The sequence below is a fragment of the Hyphomicrobium sp. DY-1 genome, from assembly GCF_047497105.1.
Lineage (GTDB): Bacteria > Pseudomonadota > Alphaproteobacteria > Rhizobiales > Hyphomicrobiaceae > Hyphomicrobium_B.
This window is the reverse complement of sequence record NZ_CP134870.1, coordinates 4,684,374-4,705,035: the sequence shown is the minus strand read 5'-3', so window position 1 is coordinate 4,705,035 and position 20,662 is coordinate 4,684,374. Positions and strand designations below refer to the sequence as shown.

The window sequence follows — 20,662 nt, the reverse complement described above, 5'->3', positions numbered from 1 at the left end:
ACTTCCTCACATATCTCGTCGACCGAGTAAAAATTGCGGCACGCTGCCATCTCAGCTTGACCGGGCCTGCGCGAATTGTGGCCGCTTTTCCGGCGGCGCCATGAACTCAGGAGAAACCGGATCGCTGATGCAGGCTTCCAAAATCGAATTTATTTCACGCTTGCTGCCGTCGTCGATATGCCAGCCATCGACTTCGGCCACCGGATCGAGCTGACCGGGATGGCGCGCGCCCCACAGCGCAATCGTGGGCCCCTGGTCAAGGACCCAGCGGACAGCAAGCGCGAGCACGGATTTGCCGAAGCGGTTCTGCGCCAGAGCTTGCAGCTTTTCGATTGCAGCAAGGTATTGTGCGAAGCGCGGGGCCTGGAACTTCGGATCGGCTTTACGCAGATCATCGCCGCTAAACGTCGTCGCGGCGGTCATGCGCCCGCTGAGCAGCCCTCGGCATAAGGCGCCATAGCTGAGCACCGTAAGACCGACTTTCTTGGCATAGGGAAGAACGTCGGCCTCGATCTCGCGCTCGAACAGATTGTAGGGCGGCTGCACCGCATCGAGCGCCGCAGCACGGCGAAACTGCTCCATTTGCGCCGGAGAATAATTGCTGACCCCGATCGCGCGTATTTTGCCAGCACGCCGCAAATCTTCCAGCGTGCGCGCCGTCTCTTCAAATGGCGTGTCGAGATCGGGCCAGTGGACTTGATAAAGGTCGATGACGTCCGTTCGTAGACGGCGCAGCGAGTCCTCGATTTCCTGACGAATGCGTGCCGGTGAGGAGTCCCGATAGACCTTACCGTCCTTCCAAGCGAGCCCGACTTTCGTTGCGATCTGTACTTTATCGCGCAGTCCGCCTTCTGCGAGCGCTTTGCCGACGATTTCTTCGGACTGGCCGAAACCATAGACCGGCGCGGTGTCGATCAGCGTAATGCCGCGCTCGACGGCCGATTGGATTGTCGCGATGGACTCGCGTTCTTCGCTGCCGCCCCACATCCATCCGCCGATGGCCCAGGTTCCAAGACCTACCCGAGACGTCGTGATGCCGGACTTGCCGATAGCGATCTGTTCCATGACATGCTCCTCATTTCGCCGGCTACACTGCGCTTAAACATGGCGACGCGACGAAGAAGCTTCCAATACAAAACTCCGATGGCATTAAGCGCTCGTTGAGATGGCAGGCAGCCTGTCGGAACGTAATAAGAGCGCGCGAAGATGCGCGCCCCCTAGGCCAGGGCGCCGCGCATCTCGACTTGATATCTAAGATCCGTGATGGTTTTGCGTAGTTCGTCGTTCTCGATGCGAGCGTAGGCGTCGGCCGCGTGTCGCCCGAGGTTCTGCAGCATCCGTCGTTCGTTGCCGTCGATCGCCGTGCCGGACTCGTGCGGGCCATAGAACGTGATGGCATAACAATGCACGCGGCTCGTCGCCGGAATCGCCAGGATCGGCATATCGAGATCGCCAGGAAATGACGCGTCCTTTGCCACCGCCTCGTTGATGACGCACGGCTCGCCCTTCAGCAGCGCGCCGAGATTGTCATCGTTGAGACGAAGATCCGAGATATCGCCGGTCCAGCCTGTGCCGTTTTCGTAGCGGCGAAAACCGCTTTCGGTCCGGCGGAACGTCACCGCTGATGACAGCCTGAGAATATTGCTGGCGCGGCTGGATAAAATTCGGTCGATCTCGTCTCCGGTTTTGGCCTCCAATATGGCTTCGTCGAGAATCTCCCCGGCCCGATCGAGCGAGCGATTAAAAAAATCGTCGGCGAGCTCGACGGCCCATTCGTGCAGCCGTCCGATGACAAACAGAATGATCGCGCCGACGAGAAGCCACGTCCAGCTCGGAAGCTCGACAAGCTCATGCAGATGCTCGGCCTGCTCGTGCAAGAGGAGAGCCGGCAAACTCGTAATGAGCGCAAGCACGGTCACGCGCCTGAGCGGTATCGCAACGTTGACGACGCGCTGCCGCCGCACGGCTTCGACTACGAACAGGCAAAGCACGCCGTTGGTCAGATAGAGCAGCCCGGCGACATCTTCCGGCAGAAACAGCCCGTCCCAGTCGGTCAGCAGCGTCGTGTATTCGTTGAGATCGGCGATGACAAACGCCGGAAGTCCGATCAGGCATCCCCACATCACCCACCGCAGGCGCTGGTTGTCCTTGGGCGACAGCGTCTGCCGCCGCATCAGCAGGATCGCAACGGCCGCCACACTGACGAGGATACCGAACAAGATTGTGACGCGACTGAGCAATTCAGTATGGAATCCGAACGAGCTGCCGTAGGACGCCATGAGCGCCACGGCAATAACGGCGCCGAGCCATGGCATCAGGCGTTCCGCGCGCGCCCATTGCGGCTGCAGCGTATCGGTCGGCGCTCGCATCACGAAGATCAGCAGGCCGACGTATCCCGCAGCCTGAGCAATGCAACCCAGAGCGTTCTGCGCCATCAGCACGATCGGCCAGCGCTGCAAGTGGGCATAGAATTCGTAGGCTTGGCCGGGATTGAACCAGATGGCGTACAGGAAAAAGCCCCAGCTCATAGGGCCGGGCTTCGTCCACACCAGCCACCCGGCGCCGAGGATGACCGCGATGCCGGCGATTTGCTCGAGCATCAGCACGAAGCGCACGAGCCAGTTTGAGGGCCGGGGCAGCGCCATCAAGTGCACCTGACGTGCCGGTTCCGCGCCATTGGGCAGCAGCTCGAACGTCGCCTGTACGCCAGGAAGGACATATTCGTTGCCGCCGACCGCTGAGATCGTCGCGGCACACACGTCGCGATCGTATGGAATACATCGCATTTTCGAAAAATCGAGCCTGTCGCCCTCGCGCACACCGGCTTTCCAGGCGGGGGAGTTCTCGAGGGCATTGAACGGACCGGCAACGTCATAGATCAGCCCGTCACTGTCGGCATAAAAACCGAACGATCCGAGAGGGCGAACCACGCGCGCGAAATCCGGCAGGATCATCGCGAGCGCCCAGATCAGCAGTCCGAGAAACAGAAGCCGCTGGCGTATCATCGTCGATTGCTTTCGCCTCAGGACTGTCATGCAAATCTGGTGACGGCCAACTTATCCCCGCAGTCCATGCCAGTGGTAGAATGCCGATGCATGAGGCCGCAAGGAGGCGCATTTGCGCAGTTTGAAGTTAATGATTTCCTTAATGAAATCCTGTTCCCGGGTTGCCCGCTATGGCACGCGGCGGCGTCGCGCTGGATTTTTATTATGAACATAATATAAAACCCTTGGCATGTGTTAAACGCGAATACGGTTTTGGGGCCTTCATGATCTCTTCGGCGCTCGCCGCAACGATGGCGCGAAAAAACATCCACTACGGCTGGGCCGTTGCCGCCGCGGCATTCCTCACCATGCTCGTGACGGCAGGCGCCGTGGGTGCGCCGGGCGTGTTCATCGTCCCGCTCGAAAAGGAATTCGGCTGGAAGACGTCGGAGATCTCATCGGCGTTGGCCATTCGTTTCATCCTTTTTGGGCTGATGGGGCCATTCGCGGCCGCGTTCATGAACCGCTTCGGCATTCGCCGCATGGTGCTGACGGCGCTCGTCATCGTCGCCGCCGTGCTCGCCGCGTCGTTGGCGATGACCAGCCTCTGGCAACTCGTTCTGCTGTGGGGCGTCGGCGTCGGATTTGGAACGGGACTGACGGCGATGGTGCTCGGCGCCACGGTCGCGACACGCTGGTTCTCCGAGCGGCGCGGCCTAGTGATGGGCATGCTGTCTGCCAGCACGGCAACCGGCCAGCTGGTCTTTCTGCCGCTGCTCGCCAAGCTCACGGCGCTTTACGGATGGCGTCTCTCCGTCGCGTTCATCTGCGCGGTGATCGCCGTTGCTGCCATCGTCGTCTGGCTCTTGATGCGCGACCGCCCCGCGGATGTCGGCCTGCCACCTTACGGTGCGAAGGACATCGTTCCCACGCCGCCGCACACTGAGAATTTTGCTGCGCTGTTGCTGACGCCATTGTTGGTCCTGAAAGAGGTCTCCACAAGCGGAGCATTCTGGGTGCTGTTCGGCACGTTCTTCATCTGCGGCGTGAGCACGACCGGGCTGATCCAGACGCATTTCATCGCGCTGTGCGGCGATTACGGCCTCGCATCCGTCGCGGCGGCGAGCGTGCTCGCGATGATGGGCGTCTTCGATTTCTTCGGCACCATCGGCTCGGGCTGGCTATCGGATCGTTTCGACAACCGCTGGCTGCTCTTCTGGTATTACGGCCTGCGCGGGCTATCGCTGCTTTATCTGCCGTACACCGACTTCACATTTTACGGTCTGTCGCTTTTCGCGATGTTCTACGGCCTCGATTGGATCGCGACCGTGCCGCCCACGGTCAAGCTGACGACGCGCTATTTCGGGCCTGAAAAAACCAACGTCATCTTCGGCTGGATCTTCGCCGGCCATCAGATCGGCGCAGCGACGGCGGCATATGGAGCAGGGCTGACGCGCACCGAGTTCGCAACCTATCTGCCGGCGTTCTTTGCCGCGGGAATTGCGTGCCTCGCCGCGTCGCTGCTCATTCTGTCGCTAAAGAAACCGGAGAGTGCGCCCGCAATGCTCGATGCCAAAGCAACAACGTAAGGTGTAAATAATCAGACGGCGTAAGCCGCAGCGATCAATAATCCGCCGACAATGGCGGCGTTCGTTTGCCATGCGGTCTTGGCGGTCTGCCGCATCGGTTCATCCATGTTCCAGAAGTTGAGCAGCATGACCGAAGCGGCGATCGTGAACACGATCAAGCCGAACGCAGCGGCGGCCGTGAAGATATTGAGAACGAAAAGCGCGCCGGCAACAATCTGGAAGAGAGAGCCGACGATCAGGACGAGGCGAGGGTAGGGGATGCCGCGCGCAGCAACCATGGCGGTCAGTGGCGGCATGATGAAGAAGTGATGCACGCCCGCGTAGACAAAAAATCCGCCGAGCAGCACGCGGCCAAGCCCCAAAAGAAACGCGCTGAGGCTGAGCATTCTCTCGATCCCCCGAATCTTTTCCCGCTGAGCCTACTCTATATCAATGGCCCGCAAACGCAGCGCATTTCCGATCACGCTGACGGATGACATCGCCATCGCTGCAGCCGCGATGATGGGCGATAGCAGCAAACCAAAGACCGGATAGAGCACGCCTGCCGCAATCGGTACGCCCGCGGCGTTATAGATGAAAGCGAAGAACAGGTTTTGCCGGATGTTCGACATCGTGGCTTCGGACAGCCGACGCGCTTTCGCGATGCCTCCAAGGTCGCCTTTGAGCAGCGTAACGCCCGCGCTTTCGATCGCGACGTCGGTGCCCGTTCCCATCGCGATGCCGACGTCGGCGGCGGCGAGAGCAGGGGCGTCGTTGACGCCGTCGCCCGCCATCGCAACGGCGTGGCCGCGACTTTTGTATTCGTTGACGATGCGCGCCTTGTCTTCCGGCAGCACATCCGCCTTGACGTCGTCGATGCCGAGCTTGCCGGCGACAGCCTTCGCCGTCGTGGTATTGTCGCCCGTCAGCATGACGACATGAATACCGCTGGCTTTGAGTTTTTTAAGCGCCGATGCCGTCGTCGCCTTGATGGGATCGGCGACCGCAATGATACCCGCTGCCTGCCCATCGACCGCGACGTAGACCGCGGTCGCACCGTCGGCGCGCAGCTTTTCCGCGTCTGCATCGAGTGACGACGTCGAGATGCCCGCTTCGTCGATGATCTTCCTGTTGCCGATAACGACGGCGCGGCCGTCGATGGTACCGCTGACGCCCTTGCCCGACGGTGCTACAAAGTCGCTGACCGGCGAAAGCGCGATATTGCGTTCGCGTGCGGCAGCGACGACGGCGGCGCCGAGCGGATGCTCACTCGCCTGTTCAAGACTTGCCGCGAGCTTCAAAAGCTCGGCTTCGTCAACACCGGACGTGGTGCGGATCGCGGTAACCTTCGGCTTGCCTTCAGTCAGCGTGCCGGTCTTGTCGACGACGAGCGTGTCGATCTTTTCCATCCGCTCCAGCGCTTCGGCGTTCTTGATCAGAACGCCCGCGCGCGCACCGCGTCCGACGCCGACCATGATCGACATTGGCGTTGCAAGACCAAGCGCGCAGGGGCATGCGATAATCAGCACTGAGACCGCTGCGATGAGAGCGTATGAAAACCGCGGCTCTGGACCGAACGCCATCCACGCGATGAACGCCAATACTGCGACGCCTAAGACCAGCGGCACGAACCAGCTTGCAACCTCATCGGCCAATCGCTGGATCGGCGCGCGGCTGCGCTGTGCATCCGCCACCATCTGGACGATGCGCGCGAGCATCGTATCGCGGCCGACCTTTTCGGCGCGAATGACGAGCGCGCCCGAGCCGTTGATCGTGCCGCCGATCACCTTCGCACCGGCCGTTTTGCTGACGGGCATGGACTCGCCGGTAACCATCGATTCATCGACGTTGCTTTTGCCATCGATGACTTCGCTGTCGACCGGTATGCTTTCACCGGGACGCACGCGCAGTTTGTCGCCGACGACGATGGTCTCGACTTGCACTTCTTCTTCGGAATCGTCGGCCTTGATGCGCCGCGCTGTCTTGGGAGCAAGATTGAGCAGCGATCGGATGGCGCTGCTCGTCTGGTCACGAGCGCGAAGCTCAAGAACTTGGCCGATGAGAACCAGCACCGTAATGACCGCAGCCGCTTCGAAATAGACGGGCGCTGCGCCATCCATGCCGCGTAGGCTTTCTGGAAACAAGCTCGGCGCCAGCGTCGCGACAATGCTGTAGACCCACGCCACGCCCGTTCCGAGCGCGATCAGTGTGAACATGTTGAGGTTGCCAGTCTGGATCGATTTCCAGCCGCGCTCAAAGAACGGAAAGCCCGCCCACAGCACGACGGGCGTGGCGAGCACGAGCTGCACCCAATTCGAAACCGTTGGGCTGATGAGGTGGTGCAGATCGAAGATGTGTCCGCCCATTTCGAGCACGAACACTGGCAGCGCCAGCGCAAGGCCAATCCACAGACGCCGCGTCATGTCTTCAAGCTCAGGATTCGGCTGAGCCTCGGCCGATACGATCTCGGGTTCGAGCGCCATGCCGCAAATCGGACACGAGCCCGGCCCGACCTGGCGGATTTGCGGATGCATCGGGCAGGTGTAGATCGTGCCAGCGGGAACGTTCTCAGTGCGCGCTTCGGCGGGTTTCAGATATTTCGCAGGCTCGGCGAGAAACTTCGTCCGGCATCCGGCGGAACAGAAATAGTAAGTCTGTCCCCCATGCTCGGCGCGGTGCTTCGCCGTAGCGGGATCAACGCTCATGCCGCACACGGGATCCTTCGCCTTGTGCGCGGCCACGCCGTGACTATGACCCGAATGATCATGATGGGCGTGATCGTGCGCCTCAGCAGTCGCGCCGTCTTTCGCGGTCTGATGCGAGCAGCAGCTATGCCCGTTCTGGCCACTGTGATCGTGTCCGTCGGTCGGTTTACCTGCCGCCATCATTCCGCATCCTTGAGTCCGCGTACCCGCCTAGGGTATCGTTTGACAGATATACCCCCATAGGGTATACGTCAAGGCATGCAGAAACAGACAAAAACCGCGTGCTTGAAACGCCTGAGCCGGATCGAGGGGCAGGTGCGTGGCATCGCCAAGATGGTCGAGGATGACCGGTATTGCATCGACGTCGTCACGCAGATCTCGGCCGTTCGCGCCGCCCTTCGCCGTCTCGAAGAGGAAGTTCTGAAAGATCACGTCGCACATTGCGTCGAGCACGCAATCGCCAGCGGCAACTCGGCCGAGCAGCGTCGTAAGGTGGCAGAATTAATGGATGTGTTGGCCCGCTCTTCGCGCTGAACTTCGTCGGACAAGGAAAATCGGCTTTTATCAATATTGAGCGTTTCTTCGTTACAATTTGAAATACCGCCCATGCGTCGATGCCATTGATTTGCCACGCCGATGACGACTTCAGGCATCACATATTGAACGACGGAAATGGCGTTCCGATCTGTTCAGCCATGACTGCCCTACGGGTAAATCAAAGAATGCGCGGGATTCAATGAAAGCAATCATTCTGTCGATCGTCGGCGTGTCGGCGTTAGCCGGTTCGTCGACCCTGGCCTCAGCCCAGCAGTGGCAACAATGGAATGACCCACGTGGCGCACCCGTGCAGGGCTATTCCCAGTATGGCTACGACGAACCGCAGGGTGACGATCGCTACTTCGATCAGCAAGACGGCCCGCGCGCCGATAATCGCTACGGCGATCCCGACAGCGATCCGCGCCGCTACGATCCCCGCTACAACGGCAACCGCGACGGCGGCTATTACGCGCCCTATCCGGGGCGGCGGGTCTACGGCAGCGACGGCTATGATAAATATGGATACGATCGCGACGATGATGGTGCGTGGGACGCAGCGCCCTCTCGCGAAGAAGAAGAGCGGTTAAGCAGGTCGCAGGGCGTCAGCGGCGGATCACGGCCTTACATTCGTCCTGTGGCGCCGCCGAAGGTGGCCTTCAACGCGCCGTACGCGCCGGGCTCCATCGTCATCGATACCAGCGCGCGCAAACTCTACTACGTGCTCAACACGCACACGGCTTACGCCTATTCGATCGGCGTCGGCCGTCAGGGTTTTGCCTGGACCGGTAAGGAAAAAGTGTCCCGCATTGCTGATTGGCCGGATTGGTATCCGCCCGCAGAAATGCGCCAGCGCCAGCCGGGACTTCCCGTGCGCATGCTCGGCGGTATCGGCAATCCGCTCGGCGCCAAGGCAATCTATCTCGGTAACACGCTGTATCGCATCCACGGCACCAACGAGCCGAAGTCGATCGGCAAGGCGATGTCGTCAGGTTGCTTCCGGATGATGAACGCGAACGTGCTGCATCTTGCGTCTCTCGTGCATGTGGGAACCGAGGTGACGATCGTGCGCTCACTGAGCGGCCGCGTGGCTGCCGCAGAGAAGTCGCGGTCGAAGCCGGCTGAGCGGACGTCGGTGAAGACCTCTGCGGCTGCGCCGAAAACGAGCCCGCAATCGCCGCACATCATCAATCGTCAGTCGGAACGCCAAGCCGAGGACGATGGCTGGGACCCTTATAATGGTTGGCATTGACGCAATGCCACGTGTGCGGGGCCAAGGGCATCGCAGCGCCTATGCATCGTCGTCTTTCTCCGGCGGCGGATTGCCGTTCTTGTCCCAAGTGATGAACGGATAGCGTGCGAGGTTGGAATTGCCGTAGCGGCGGTCGTTGGTCACTTCGCGCCCGGCCCACTGCGGCAACGCCAGCGCCTGATCCGGGCTTTTGAGTTCGGCTTCGGCAAGCACCAGCCCTTTGTTCGCGCCTTCGAAGACGTCGACACTCCATACGACGCCGCCATAGGGCACATCATAGCGCATCTTGCTGATGATCGGCTCGACGCTGAACTGCTTGATCATCTCGACAGCGTCGGCTTTCGGAATCTCATATTCGTATTCATGCCGGACCAGCATGCCCGGTTCGCTCTTGAGCGTGATGTAGCCCTTGTCACCGTAGATGCGAATGCGGGCTCGGAGCAGCGGCGTGCGCGCGAAATAGCCCTGCAGAATGCGTTCAGAACCCGTCACCGCCTCTCTCCAGGAGGCGTCATGGATCAGAAATTTTCGTTCGATTTCGAGTGCCATTCGCCCTCCCGTCGTCCGCGCCGCAAACGAAGAACTGCGACGCGTCGCACAGACTGTAGCTCGTTCTGACGGCCGGAATGTTGCTGCTTGCTTTCCGGAGCAGTACGAATTGTTGGAACCGCATGCGACGACCTGTTGGGACCGAGCCGGCGGGAGTTCGCGACCGGGCGGAACTCTCCCGCCGTCGCAACGTAGCAATTAGGTCCGCGCGCTCCGATTGCCATTGATCCAGGCCAAGAGAGGCGCGACGAAAACATTACTCTTGCATATTGTTCGGAAAATCCGATCTAAGGCACATCAACCCTCCAAACCGGAACCGGCCCATGAAAATCGATTTGACCGACAAGACCGCCCTCGTAACTGGCTCGACGGCCGGTATCGGACTGGCCATCGCGAAAAGTTTGGCTCAGGCCGGCGCCAAAGTGGTGATCAATGGCCGCAAGCAGGAGACGGTCGATAAGGGCATCGCCGCCGTGCACAAGGCATGCAACGCTGCGGCTGTCACGGGTGTCGCTGCCGACGTCGCTACCGCAGCAGGCTGCGATGCCTTGATCAAGGCGGTGCCGTCGGTCGATATCCTGATCAACAATGCCGGCATCTTCGAGCCGAAGCCCTTCTTCGATATTCCGGACGCCGATTGGATGCGCTTCTTCGAGACGAACGTGATGTCCGGCGTGCGCCTGACCCGCGGCTACCTGAAGGGTATGCTTGAGCGCAACTGGGGCCGAGTGATCTTCATCTCGTCGGAGTCAGCGGTGAACATTCCCGTCGAGATGATCCATTATGGGTTCACCAAGACCGCGCAGCTCTCGATTGCCCAGGGCGTCGCTCAACTGACGGCCGGAACCAACGTCACCGTCAATTCCGTCTTGCCGGGGCCGACGCTTTCCGAAGGTGTCGATGACTTCTTGAAGTCGATGGCCGAAGCTGCAGGCAAGAGCACGGACGAGATGGCCGCCACTTTCGTGAAAGAACACCGCCCGACCTCACTCATTCAGCGGTTCGCGAGCGTTGAAGAAGTCGCCAACATGGTTGTGTACGCGGCGTCCAAAGAAGCCTCCGCCACCAACGGCGCAGCGCTCCGGGTTGAAGGTGGCATTCTTAGAACCATCGGCTGACCGCGGCCGGCCTCCTCGACGCGTCATGCCGAGGAGCCATTGCGCAGATGAAAAGCGGATGCTCGGCACAGTCACGCGTGACTGCCCCGAGCATCACAACTCGATCTGGAGATCAATTCTGCGGCTGCTTAGGCGGCACTTCGATCTTTACGCCCGGAGCTTCGATCTTCGTGCCTTCGTTGCCCTTTTCGATATGAGTATAAGGCGCATCGATCGTCGTCTGATCGCCTGGCTTATTGGTTTCGACTTTCGCCGCCGGCGTATCGACAAGCACTTCTGTGTGTGAACGCCTATAGGTCGTCACCGCACCGATGACGACACCCGCAGCGATCAGGCTAAGCGCAATGAAGATGAGAAGTTGGCGGGTTTGCATAGGCATCCCTCCTTTTTCGTTTTTTAGCCGAATCTTATTGTAACGCGATGCGGCCGGAAAAGTTTCTTCACGGATCAATGTTCAGACTACTCATGGTTCTGCTGAACGGGTGGCAATTTCCAGCTTCGGCTCGCCCGAGGCATTCGGCTTGAGTGTGTATAGTTTTTTGTTTTCCGCCGTTACCTTCGCGATTTCCGTTGCCGAAGAAAAGACCCCGCCGGGCTTGGTAATAACGAGCTGCTGTTGCGAGCACGATGAGTGAACGACGGAAACTCCAGGCTTCAGTTCATAGGTCTTGCTTCCGTAGGAATAGCTGAGTTCCACCTTTGCGAAATTCTTGATCTGGAATGTCAAGATTTTCGAAGCGGGCTGGCCGAACAGTTCGACCGATATGAACTTCGGTTTGGCGCCTGGAGCGCGCGCAACGCCGACGCCGATTTCGGACACGCTGGCGCGAAGAATGTTGGCGCGATGCGGCGGCGAGTTCATCCAGCCCGCAATGGCTTGCAAGGCAAGCTCGCCAGTATCGAAGCCGCCGATGTTCTGGTCCATCGCGAGGTTTTCGGCGATATCGCAATGTTTGTAACCGACGCTCTCAGCGCGCTGGGCGGGCGTCCGGCCGTCTGCGGTGTGTGAAAACCTGCCGCTCGTTGCCACCTTCTGCGCAAACGCGCGCGCAGCCTTGGCTAGCATGGCATTGACCTTAAGCGCCGGCAGATTTTTTTCTCGACGCACTTCGTTCGTCATTTCGACGATGTGTTTTTCAACCTGAGGCAGGTCTGGCACGAGCGCCGCCATCGTTCATCCATTCTGGCCATCTGATCCCCTGGTTCTAAGAGGAATAGCGGCCCTCACATGCGGATGCCATCCCGTCCGATCAAGGAGCCCAACGGACTGTGGATTTTGTGTCGCGCCGCTCGCCTCGGGGACTTGTGCCGCATTGCGCCCAAATGGCGCGTCCCTGCAACTCTGGCCGTCCGCAGCGCTGCCCTAGGCTTGAGCGCGCCTCGGCAGCGCTGTAGAGGGATGCGCCATGAGTGACAAACCGATTCTTCCGGGCGATGGCCCCATTGAGCCCGTCGAGCTCAGAGCTGCTCTCGAAGAGCGCTATCTGGCCTACGCCCTTTCGACCATCATGCACCGTGCACTGCCGGACGTGCGCGACGGCCTGAAGCCCGTTCATCGGCGCATTCTTTATGCTATGCGCGAGCTTAGGCTCAATCCCGAGGGCGGCTTCATCAAATGCGCCAAGATCGTCGGCGAGGTGATGGGCGACTATCACCCGCACGGCAACCAGGCGATCTACGACGCTCTTGCGCGTTTGGCGCAGGATTTCGCGGTGCGCTATCCGCTGGTCGATGGCCAGGGCAACTTCGGCAACATCGACGGCGATAATCCGGCTGCTGAGCGTTACACCGAAGCGCGCATGACCGAGATTGCTGCGCTGATCCTCGAAGGCATCGACGAGGAGACGGTCGATTTCCGTCCCAACTACGACGGCCGCGTCGAAGAGCCAGTCGTGCTGCCGGCCGCTTTTCCCAATTTGTTGGCGAATGGATCGTCGGGCATCGCCGTCGGCATGGCGACGAACATCCCGCCGCACAATGTCGATGAATTGTGTGCCGCGCTTCTGCATCTCATCAAGCATCCGAACGCCACGATCGAGAAGCTTGTCGAGTTGGTTCCCGGTCCTGACTTTCCGACCGGCGGCGTGATCGTCGAGCCGCGCGCCCAGATCCTCGAAGCCTATAAGACTGGCCGCGGCGGCTTTCGCTTGCGCGCGCGCTGGGACAAGGAAGAGACCGGGCGCGGCGGCTATCAGATCGTCGTCACCGAAATTCCCTACGGCGTGCAGAAGGCGAAGCTGATCGAGAAGATCGCCGACCTGATGAGCGAGAAAAAGCTTCAGCTCTTAGGCGACGTCCGCGATGAAAGTGCCGAAGAGATTCGCCTTGTGCTCGAACCCAAGAGCCGCACGGTTGATCCTATTCTGCTGATGGAGAGTCTGTTCCGCGCGACCGAGCTTGAAGTGCGCGTCAGCCTAAACATGAACGTGCTATCGGGCGGCCAGATCCCGAATGTGCTCGATCTGCGCGACGTGCTCTGGCAATGGCTAGAGCATCGCATCGAGGTTCTGGTTCGGCGCTCAACGTACCGCCTGAAAAAGATCGAGCATCGCCTTGAAGTGCTCGACGGCTACCTGATCGCCTACCTCAACATCGACGAGGTGATCCGGATCATCCGCCGCGAGGACGATCCTAAAGCCAAGTTGATGTCGAAATTCAACTTGAGCGACGTCCAGGCCGAAGCGATCCTGAACCTGCGCTTGCGCTCGCTGTCGAGGCTCGAAGAAGTCGAGATCAAGGCTGAGCACGACAAGCTTTCGAAAGAACGCCGCGAATTGAAGCAGCTTCTGAAGTCGGAAGAGCTGCAATGGGAGCGCGTCTCTGAAGAAGTCAAGGAAACGCGCGAAAAGTATTCCAAGAAGACGCCGCTCGGCCGCCGCCGCTCGTCATTCGCCGACATGCCCGACATCGACATCGATCTCGATGCGGCGCTCGTCGAGAAAGAGCCGATCACCGTCATCATGTCTGAGAAGGGCTGGGTGCGCGCGCTGAAGGGCCATCAGGACGACCTGTCGAAGCTCGACTTCAAGCAGGGCGACGGCTTGAAACGCGCCTTGAAGGCGTTCACGACCGACAAGCTCGTGCTTTTCGCGACGAACGGCAAATTTTTCACGCTCGAAGCGGGCTCGCTGCCGGGCGGGCGCGGTCACGGCGAGCCGCTCCGCCTTATGATCGATCTTGAAGAAAACCACGATATCGCTGAGCTTTTCGTCCATGACCCATCACGCAAGCTGCTCGTGGCTTCGACCGGAGCTTACGGCTTCATCGTGCCGGAAGCCGAGGTTATCGCCGCAACACGCAAGGGTAAGCAGGTCCTGAACGTCAGCGAGCCCGAGGAAGCCCGCGTTTGCGTGCCGGTTGATGGCGACTACGTCGCGACCATCGGCGAGAACCGCAAGATGCTCGTTTTCAAACTCGACGAGGTCAACGAAATGACCCGCGGCAAGGGCGTCATCCTGCAGCGGATCAAGGACGGCGCACTGTCGGATGCGCGCGTGTTCAAAAAGTCCAACGGCTTGACCTGGCTCGACAGCGCCGGCCGCGAATTTTCGCTGTCGTGGAGCGAACTGAAGGAATGGGTCGGCGAGCGCGCGCAGGCAGGTAAGGTGGCGCCCAAGGGCTTCCCGCGGTCAAATTCGTTCGGTCCCCGATTTTAGTCACACCTGTTGACTGCCGGACCTTGTGGCATTCGCTGCGCGAAGCTACGACTGCCTGCTATGGGTGGGTATCTGAAACGGACGGCTTCCAGGGCCGGGTTCTCGTTGCTGGCGATAGCGTGTGCCGGGTCGGCCGCATGCGCCGTGGAGGCGACGACGGGTTGCTCGAAGGAAGACTTTGAAGCGGTCGTCGAAGAGGCGGCCGGCAGCCTGCGCGACCTTAATTTGAAGAACCGCCCGCCCTTCCAGGAAAAACTGCGGGCGCTGAAAGACAAGCGGCACTGGAGCCATGACGAGTTCATGGAAAAGGCAAAACCGTTCGTAAGGGACGATAAAACCGTCGTCTATGACCAGACGACCAACGAATTGCTGTCCGAGATCGCCATGATGGGCCAGCAGGGGGCCGAGGCCGACACGCCTGATTGTGCACGCATGCAGGATCTGCGCGAGCACATGAAAATGCTCGTCGATACGCTATCGGCGAAGTGGGCCTACATGTTCCAGAAGCTCGACGCCGAACTCGCGAATTGATCGAGTTCAGGACTTATCTGTCATCCCTCTGCGTAAAGCTCAGGACACGGTCCATTGGCATCCGAGGTGTGGCAGGCGCAACTACTGCGGAATGTCTTCGTCGTCAGGCGCGCGTTCCCAGCGGTCGGGTCCAAGACGTTCCTGCGGCTTGAAGCGCGTCTTGTACGCCATCTTCCGCGAACCCTCGATCCAATAGCCGAGATAGACGTAAGGCAGTCCGATCCGGCGCGCGAAGGCGATGTGTTCGAGGATCATGTACGTTCCAAGGCCCGCATCGGCATCGTCAGGATCATAGAAGCTGTAGACCATCGAAATGCCGTCGCTCAGCCGGTCGCACAGTGCAACTGCTTTGAGCGGCCAGGTATCGAAGTCGAGATCTTCGGCCCCCTCAGGCTTTTCGCGATATTCGGTAAGGAACGTCTCGATGACCGTATCTTCGACCATCATGCGATAGTCGAGCATCGTCATGTCAGCCATGCCGCCGTCGCTGTGGCGCGCGTCGATGTAGGCGCGAAACAGCCGGAACTGCTCCATGGTCGGCGTCGGTGCCGTACGCTGGGCGACGAGACGCGAATTCCTTTTCCATGCCCGTCGCATCGAGCGGTCGGGCTCGAACTGGTCGGCGAGCACGCGAACGGAGACGCAGGCTTGGCAGCCTTCGCAATAAGGCACGTAGGCGATGTTCTGGCTGCGTCGGAAGCCGGTGGTCAAAAGGCGATCGACAAGCTCAGGCGGCTTGTCGTGCGTCAGGTGCGTGAAAAGCTTGCGTTCGAGCTTGCCTGGTAAGTAGGGGCACGGCTGCGGCGCCGTCACGTAGAATTCTGGAAACTTCTTTTGCTGCTCCGTCATTCAGACGCGTCCCTCAGGGCTCCAGCGATTACTGATGATAGGAGGATGAAGACTCCAAATTCAAGGTGCTGGAGATCACTACGCAGCATCAATAGTGAATGTCAGGCAAAATTGTAGAAGCATAGCCGAGCAAAATACGCCTTTTCTGACCGGGCGGGTGCCAGTTATGCGCGCAAGGCGCTGCGTTTTGTAGGCAACTTAACCTGAAGTGGGTGCCCCGAGATGGGACGCCGCTGTGCCTGCATGACGGGAATTCGCATACCGCGGCGCATCGCAATCGCGCAGCAAAGGTCCATTGCGGAGGAACCAGCCGGCTCCAGACAGGCCCTCGTTCGGTGCCGGGGCGAATCCGCTGCACCGATAGTCCAAATCCGGATTATCCGTAATGACCGGAAATCTAAACCTTGAATTCCGGCGAGGGCGCTCTCGGGATGCGGGCGCCGTCCGCGCCGACTTGGCTCGCCACGCCGTAAAGGGTGCATGCCAGGACAAGGGCAACGAACATGATGCCCATCCAGAGCGCCGAACGGCGCACAAACCAACCGACGGTAAGAGTTCCGGATGCGCGCGCATCGTCCCACGCCGCGCCTTCGGCCCGCTCGACACTTTGAGTAGTCATATGCTGATCTGCCGCCTTAGAAACTTGCCTCTGCGACTCACCCGATCACATCGCCCCGACACCCCCATCCGCACAAGACGACCATGCGCGCTTTTGGTGGAAATCGAATCGGATGTGGCATCCGCGCTGCTTATCTGCCGCGAGGAAGGGAGTGGCAAGGCCAAACCGTGGCAAATTCGATACGCTTTGAAGGCGACATGAGGGCCAATCCGCAACAGGAGCCGCGGCAAATATTCCTGACCACAGATTAGGCAGGAAGTGCGACAGCCTTGTTCTTGTGCACGGGAATATTTCCCGCATACTTGGCTCGATCAGTCCAAAAATGAATAAAAAACGACCAGAGGAACCGTCCAGGGCACACCGCAATCGCTCCCGCGAGCGATTACCGCTTCAAACCTGGAGGCCCCATGATCGAACTCGTCGTCGCTGTCTGCCTGATCGACCAGCCGAGCCGTTGCAAAGACGTCACGCTGAATTTCGAAGGTCAGAGCGTCAGCGCCAGCCAGTGCATGACCAACGGTCAGATCGAGATGGCGAAGTGGATTGGTGACCACCCCAACTGGGTTATCCAGAAGTGGCACTGCGGCATGGCCGGACGCTCCGCCGACCTCTAGGAAAACTTATAACGAGCCGGCCAGTTGACAGGCCGGTTCCACCTCGGCTCCCTGTGGTCCAAAAGGCCTCAGGGGAACGCCAACAATGTCGACATCATCGAACGTCAAGTTCGCGACGGCAGCCGTGCACGCCGGAGCAGCGCCGGATCCCACGACCGGCGCGCGTGCCACGCCGATTTATCAGACGACGTCTTACGTCTTTAATGATGTCGACCATGCCGCCGCCCTTTTCGGGCTGGAGGCGTTCGGCAACATCTATACGCGCATAACGAACCCGACACAGGCGGTGCTCGAAGGGCGCCTCGCCGCGCTCGAAGATGGCTCAGCCGCGCTGGCGCTTGCCTCCGGTCATGCCGCGCAGTTTCTGGCGTTCCATACGCTGCTTGAGCCGGGCGACGAGTTCATTGCCGGGCGGCAGCTCTACGGCGGCTCGGTCAACCAGTTCAATCATTCGTTCAAGAAGTTCGATTGGAACGTCATCTGGGCGGATGCAACGGACCCGCAATCGTTTGCCCGCGCCGTCACGCCGAAAACGCGTGCGATATTCTGCGAAAGCATCGCCAACCCCGGCGGCATCGTCGTCGATCTCCCAGCCATTGCAGCCGTCGCGAAAGATGCGGGCGTACCGTTTATTGTCGATAATACGCTGGCGACGCCCTACCTCTGCCGTCCGAAGGATTTCGGCGCCGACATCGTCGTACACAGCCTGACGAAATTTATTGGCGGCCACGGCAACTCGATCGGCGGCGCCATCGTCGATTGCGGCACCTTCGACTGGCTCGGAAGCCGCCACCATTACAAATCTCTGGTCGATCCGAATCCCTCCTACAACGGCCTGAAGATTGCCGAGGCCTTCGGGCCGATGGCGTTTGCCATCGCGGCGCGCGTTCTGGGGTTGCGCGACCTCGGGCCCGCAATCTCGCCGTTCAACGCCTTCCTGCTGTTGACGGGTGCCGAGACCCTGCCGCTCCGCATGCAACGGCAGGCCGACAACGCGCTCGCTGTCGCCGAATGGCTCGAAAGGCAGCAGAAAATCGCCTGGGTTAGCTATGCCGGGCTGCCGTCGAGCCCCTGCCACGCGCTGCAGAAAAAGATTTGTCCAAAAGGTGCAGGTGCCGTCTTCACGTTCGGGCTCAAAGGCGGATATGAAGCGGGCGTGAAGCTCGTTTCGGGCTTGAAGCTCTTCAGCCTTCTCGCCAACATTGGCGACACGCGAAGCCTTGTCATCCATCCCGCATCGACGACGCACCGGCAGCTCCGGGACGATGAGCGACGGGCTGCGGGGGCGGGGCCGGATGTCGTCAGGCTATCGATCGGCATCGAAGACATAGAGGACATCATCGGCGATCTCGAACAGGCGCTCGCTGCTGTCTAGACGTCAACGGGAAGGGACTATGAACCACCAGCTTGTTCTTCAATTTCAGGGCGACGACGACGATACGCTCGACAAGGTCATCGCGCTGGAAGATCGCCTGATCGAAGCGCTCGGCAGCTCGACGTCGGCCGAAGTGGACGGTCACGAGCCCGGTGAGGGCGTGATCAATCTCGTGCTGCTGGCAAAGAACGCGACGAAGGTCTGGGAGAAGATCGAGCCGATCGTGGAAGACGCTTCCGACGAGCTCGATATCAACGCCGTCGCGTTCCGCTCCCTCGATGGCGAGGATTTCACGGTTCTCTGGCCGGTCGATTATGAGGGCGAGTTCGAGTTGGCGTGAACCTTTTCCCCTCTCCATTGTGTGGAGAGGGGCGATCGCCAGCCCTGCCGTTGTAGGCTGGGACGGCCCTAATGCGCTTTAACGTAAGCGCCGGGGGCGTCCTCGATCACGCCGAGCGTGCTGCCGGGAACGCGCGCCGGCACCCAACCGCCCGACTGCTGCGACAGCCATTCGATCCAGTACGGCCACCACGAGCCTGGATGCTCGACGGCGGACGCCTGCCAATCGGCGATGTTCGTCATTGCCGTGCCGTCGGTCCAATACTGATACTTGACCTTATTCGGCGGATTGACCACGCCCGCGATGTGTCCCGATCCGGCAAGCACGAACTCGACCGGGCCGCCGAACATCTGAATGCCGCGGAACACCGACGGCGCTGGCGCGATGTGATCCTCGCGCGTCGCCACCGAGAAGATCGGCAGCGTAATTTTCTTCAGGTCGAGATGAACGCCACCGAGCGTCATGTCGCCCCGTGCCAGCCGGTTCTCGTTATAGAACTCGCGCAGATAGAACTTGTGATTGGCCGCCGCCATGCGCGTCGAATCCTGGTTCCAGTAGAGCAGGTCGAACGGGAACGGCTTCTTCCCAAGCAGGTAATTGTTGACGACATATGGCCAGATGAGATCGCGCGGCCGCATCATATTGAAGACGTTCGCCATGCGCGAGCCGTCGAGGAAGCCGCGCTCCGACATCAGCGCATCGAGACTCTCAAGCTGCAGGTCGTCGGTGAACAGCAACAGATCGCCGGCGAGCGAAAAGTCGACTTGTGTCGTCAGCAACGTGCAGCATTGGAACGGCTCTTCGCCGCGCTGGGCGAGATAGGCGAGGCCGGTCGCGAGCGCCGTTCCGCCAACGCAGTAGCCGAGCACGTTGATCTTATCGAGCCCCGTTTCCTTCTGCACGGCCCGCACCGCTTCGAGGATGCCTTCCAGCACGTAGTCCTCGAAGGTCTTGTCGGCGAGCTTTTCGTCCGGATTGACCCACGAGACGATGAAAACGGTGAAACCCTGGTCGACGACATACTTGATCAGACTCTTCGAAGCCGTCAGGTCGAGAATGTAGTATTTGTTGATCCACGGCGGGACCATGACCAGCGGCCGCTCGCGGACTTTCTCCGTCGTCGGACTGTATTGAATGAGCTGCAGCAGTTCGTTCTGGAAAACGACCTTGCCGCCCGTTGTTGCCAGGTTACGGCCAAGCTCAAAGGCGTTCGCGTCAGTCTGGCTGATCTTCATCAGATCGCCGGAACGCTTCATATCCTCCGCCAGCAGATTGGCGCCCTTCAGCAGGTTCTCGGCGTTCGAAGCCAGCGTCTCGCGCAAGACCTCCGGGTTCGTCACTGGGAAGTTCGTCGGCGAATAGGCGCTGGTGAGCTGTTTCAGATAGAACTCGGCGCGATGCCGTTCGACCGCATCGAGGTCCGGCGTCGAGGCCAACTGATCCTCAGCCCATTTGCACGCCAGGAGATAAGCCTGTTTGCAGAAATCGAAGAACGGGTTGTGATCCCACTCGGGGTCCTTAAACCTGTGATCCCCGGCAGCCGGTGCAATGAGCGGCGGCACGTCCTTGTTCAGCATACGGGTCAGGACGTTGTTCCAGAGCGCCGCGAACTGCCGGAAGAATTCGGCCTGTGCCTCGGACAGCTTAACTGGGTCGGATAGCCATTTCCGGACCAACGCGGTCAATGTCTCGGTCGCGGCCGAAAATTCGCTCGCGGGCGAATAGGGACCCATCTTGGCGTCGGGACGTTCCGCAAGCTGAGCAAGCGCCGTGCTGCCCTGCTCGAACGCTTTCAACAGGTTTGTAGCGAACGCCTCCGGATCTGGAATGCGGTAGGCCGAGAAAAACGGCGGCAATTCGTGGCTGTCTTGCGGCATGGCGGCTTAAGAAGCTTTCTAAGGTTTTTTATCCGTTGGCACGGTACGCGAGTTCGCCAAAACCCTCGATGACAGTGCCGTTAAGAGGGGA

Annotated in this window: 19 protein-coding genes; 9 read left to right on the top strand and 10 right to left on the bottom strand. The window is 60.1% G+C overall.

The window, feature by feature from the left end; all coding sequences use genetic code 11:
* Window positions 1-51: 51 nt before the first annotated feature.
* Together RLW41_RS22975 and RLW41_RS22970 are read right to left on the bottom strand one after the other, a co-directional pair.
* Window positions 52-1,065: an aldo/keto reductase gene (locus RLW41_RS22975; protein ID WP_414463023.1), complete on the bottom strand. Its 1,014-nt coding sequence runs from the start codon at window positions 1,063-1,065 to the stop codon at window positions 52-54.
* A 152-nt stretch (window positions 1,066-1,217) separates the two neighbouring features.
* Complete coding sequence (locus RLW41_RS22970; protein WP_414463022.1) at window positions 1,218-3,035, bottom strand: hypothetical protein; 1,818 nt, start codon at window positions 3,033-3,035, stop codon at window positions 1,218-1,220.
* Window positions 3,036-3,268: 233 nt separating this feature from the next.
* Here RLW41_RS22970 and RLW41_RS22965 point away from each other — a divergent pair, with 233 nt between their 5' ends.
* The gene (locus tag RLW41_RS22965) at window positions 3,269-4,573 is read left to right on the top strand and encodes an MFS transporter (protein ID WP_414463021.1); all 1,305 of its coding nucleotides are present in this window, start codon (window positions 3,269-3,271) and stop codon (window positions 4,571-4,573) included.
* 11 nt (window positions 4,574-4,584) lie between these two features.
* Here the strand turns inward: RLW41_RS22965 and RLW41_RS22960 are convergent, their stop codons facing one another.
* Window positions 4,585-4,959, bottom strand: coding sequence for a DoxX family protein (locus tag RLW41_RS22960; RefSeq protein ID WP_414463020.1), 375 nt, complete (start codon window positions 4,957-4,959; stop codon window positions 4,585-4,587).
* Window positions 4,960-4,992: 33 nt separating this feature from the next.
* The gene (locus RLW41_RS22955) at window positions 4,993-7,440 is read right to left on the bottom strand and encodes a heavy metal translocating P-type ATPase (protein WP_414463019.1); all 2,448 of its coding nucleotides are present in this window, start codon (window positions 7,438-7,440) and stop codon (window positions 4,993-4,995) included.
* A 75-nt stretch (window positions 7,441-7,515) separates the two neighbouring features.
* Between RLW41_RS22955 and RLW41_RS22950 the strand changes: the two genes are divergently transcribed.
* Window positions 7,516-7,791: a metal-sensitive transcriptional regulator gene (locus tag RLW41_RS22950; RefSeq protein ID WP_409560334.1), complete on the top strand. Its 276-nt coding sequence runs from the start codon at window positions 7,516-7,518 to the stop codon at window positions 7,789-7,791.
* Between the two features lie 202 nt (window positions 7,792-7,993).
* Complete coding sequence (locus RLW41_RS22945; RefSeq protein WP_414463018.1) at window positions 7,994-9,043, top strand: L,D-transpeptidase; 1,050 nt, start codon at window positions 7,994-7,996, stop codon at window positions 9,041-9,043.
* Window positions 9,044-9,082: 39 nt separating this feature from the next.
* On the opposite strand, the gene RLW41_RS22940 is transcribed toward RLW41_RS22945, so the two are convergent.
* The gene (locus RLW41_RS22940; RefSeq protein WP_013948131.1) at window positions 9,083-9,592 is read right to left on the bottom strand and encodes a CYTH domain-containing protein; all 510 of its coding nucleotides are present in this window, start codon (window positions 9,590-9,592) and stop codon (window positions 9,083-9,085) included.
* A 323-nt stretch (window positions 9,593-9,915) separates the two neighbouring features.
* On the opposite strand from RLW41_RS22940, the gene RLW41_RS22935 reads away from it, so the two are divergent.
* Window positions 9,916-10,710: an SDR family NAD(P)-dependent oxidoreductase gene (locus RLW41_RS22935; protein WP_414463017.1), complete on the top strand. Its 795-nt coding sequence runs from the start codon at window positions 9,916-9,918 to the stop codon at window positions 10,708-10,710.
* 112 nt (window positions 10,711-10,822) lie between these two features.
* On the opposite strand, the gene RLW41_RS22930 is transcribed toward RLW41_RS22935, so the two are convergent.
* Together RLW41_RS22930 and RLW41_RS22925 are read right to left on the bottom strand one after the other, a co-directional pair.
* A complete protein-coding gene (locus RLW41_RS22930) occupies window positions 10,823-11,083 on the bottom strand; it encodes a hypothetical protein (RefSeq protein WP_409560331.1) in 261 nt (86 codons plus the stop codon).
* 90 nt (window positions 11,084-11,173) lie between these two features.
* A complete protein-coding gene (locus RLW41_RS22925; protein ID WP_414463016.1) occupies window positions 11,174-11,881 on the bottom strand; it encodes a CAP domain-containing protein in 708 nt (235 codons plus the stop codon).
* 235 nt (window positions 11,882-12,116) lie between these two features.
* On the opposite strand from RLW41_RS22925, the gene parC reads away from it, so the two are divergent.
* Window positions 12,117-14,366, top strand: coding sequence for a DNA topoisomerase IV subunit A (gene parC, locus RLW41_RS22920; RefSeq protein ID WP_414463015.1), 2,250 nt, complete (start codon window positions 12,117-12,119; stop codon window positions 14,364-14,366).
* 60 nt (window positions 14,367-14,426) lie between these two features.
* Entirely contained in the window at window positions 14,427-14,897 is a 471-nt protein-coding gene (locus RLW41_RS22915; RefSeq protein ID WP_414463014.1) for a hypothetical protein, read from the top strand.
* An 81-nt stretch (window positions 14,898-14,978) separates the two neighbouring features.
* On the opposite strand, the gene RLW41_RS22910 is transcribed toward RLW41_RS22915, so the two are convergent.
* Both RLW41_RS22910 and RLW41_RS22905 read right to left on the bottom strand, forming a co-directional pair.
* Entirely contained in the window at window positions 14,979-15,746 is a 768-nt protein-coding gene (locus RLW41_RS22910) for an arginyltransferase (protein ID WP_409560327.1), read from the bottom strand.
* 397 nt (window positions 15,747-16,143) lie between these two features.
* Window positions 16,144-16,365, bottom strand: coding sequence for a hypothetical protein (locus RLW41_RS22905; RefSeq protein WP_013948123.1), 222 nt, complete (start codon window positions 16,363-16,365; stop codon window positions 16,144-16,146).
* Window positions 16,366-16,772: 407 nt separating this feature from the next.
* Between RLW41_RS22905 and RLW41_RS22900 the strand changes: the two genes are divergently transcribed.
* From RLW41_RS22900 to RLW41_RS22890, 3 genes are all read left to right on the top strand, one after another.
* Complete coding sequence (locus RLW41_RS22900; protein ID WP_013948122.1) at window positions 16,773-16,979, top strand: hypothetical protein; 207 nt, start codon at window positions 16,773-16,775, stop codon at window positions 16,977-16,979.
* 85 nt (window positions 16,980-17,064) lie between these two features.
* A complete protein-coding gene (locus RLW41_RS22895) occupies window positions 17,065-18,354 on the top strand; it encodes an O-acetylhomoserine aminocarboxypropyltransferase (RefSeq protein WP_409560326.1) in 1,290 nt (429 codons plus the stop codon).
* 19 nt (window positions 18,355-18,373) lie between these two features.
* A complete protein-coding gene (locus RLW41_RS22890) occupies window positions 18,374-18,694 on the top strand; it encodes a hypothetical protein (RefSeq protein WP_409560325.1) in 321 nt (106 codons plus the stop codon).
* 68 nt (window positions 18,695-18,762) lie between these two features.
* Here RLW41_RS22890 and RLW41_RS22885 read toward each other — a convergent pair whose 3' ends face one another.
* Window positions 18,763-20,571: a PHA/PHB synthase family protein gene (locus tag RLW41_RS22885; protein ID WP_414463013.1), complete on the bottom strand. Its 1,809-nt coding sequence runs from the start codon at window positions 20,569-20,571 to the stop codon at window positions 18,763-18,765.
* Between the last annotated feature and the right edge of the window lie 91 nt (window positions 20,572-20,662).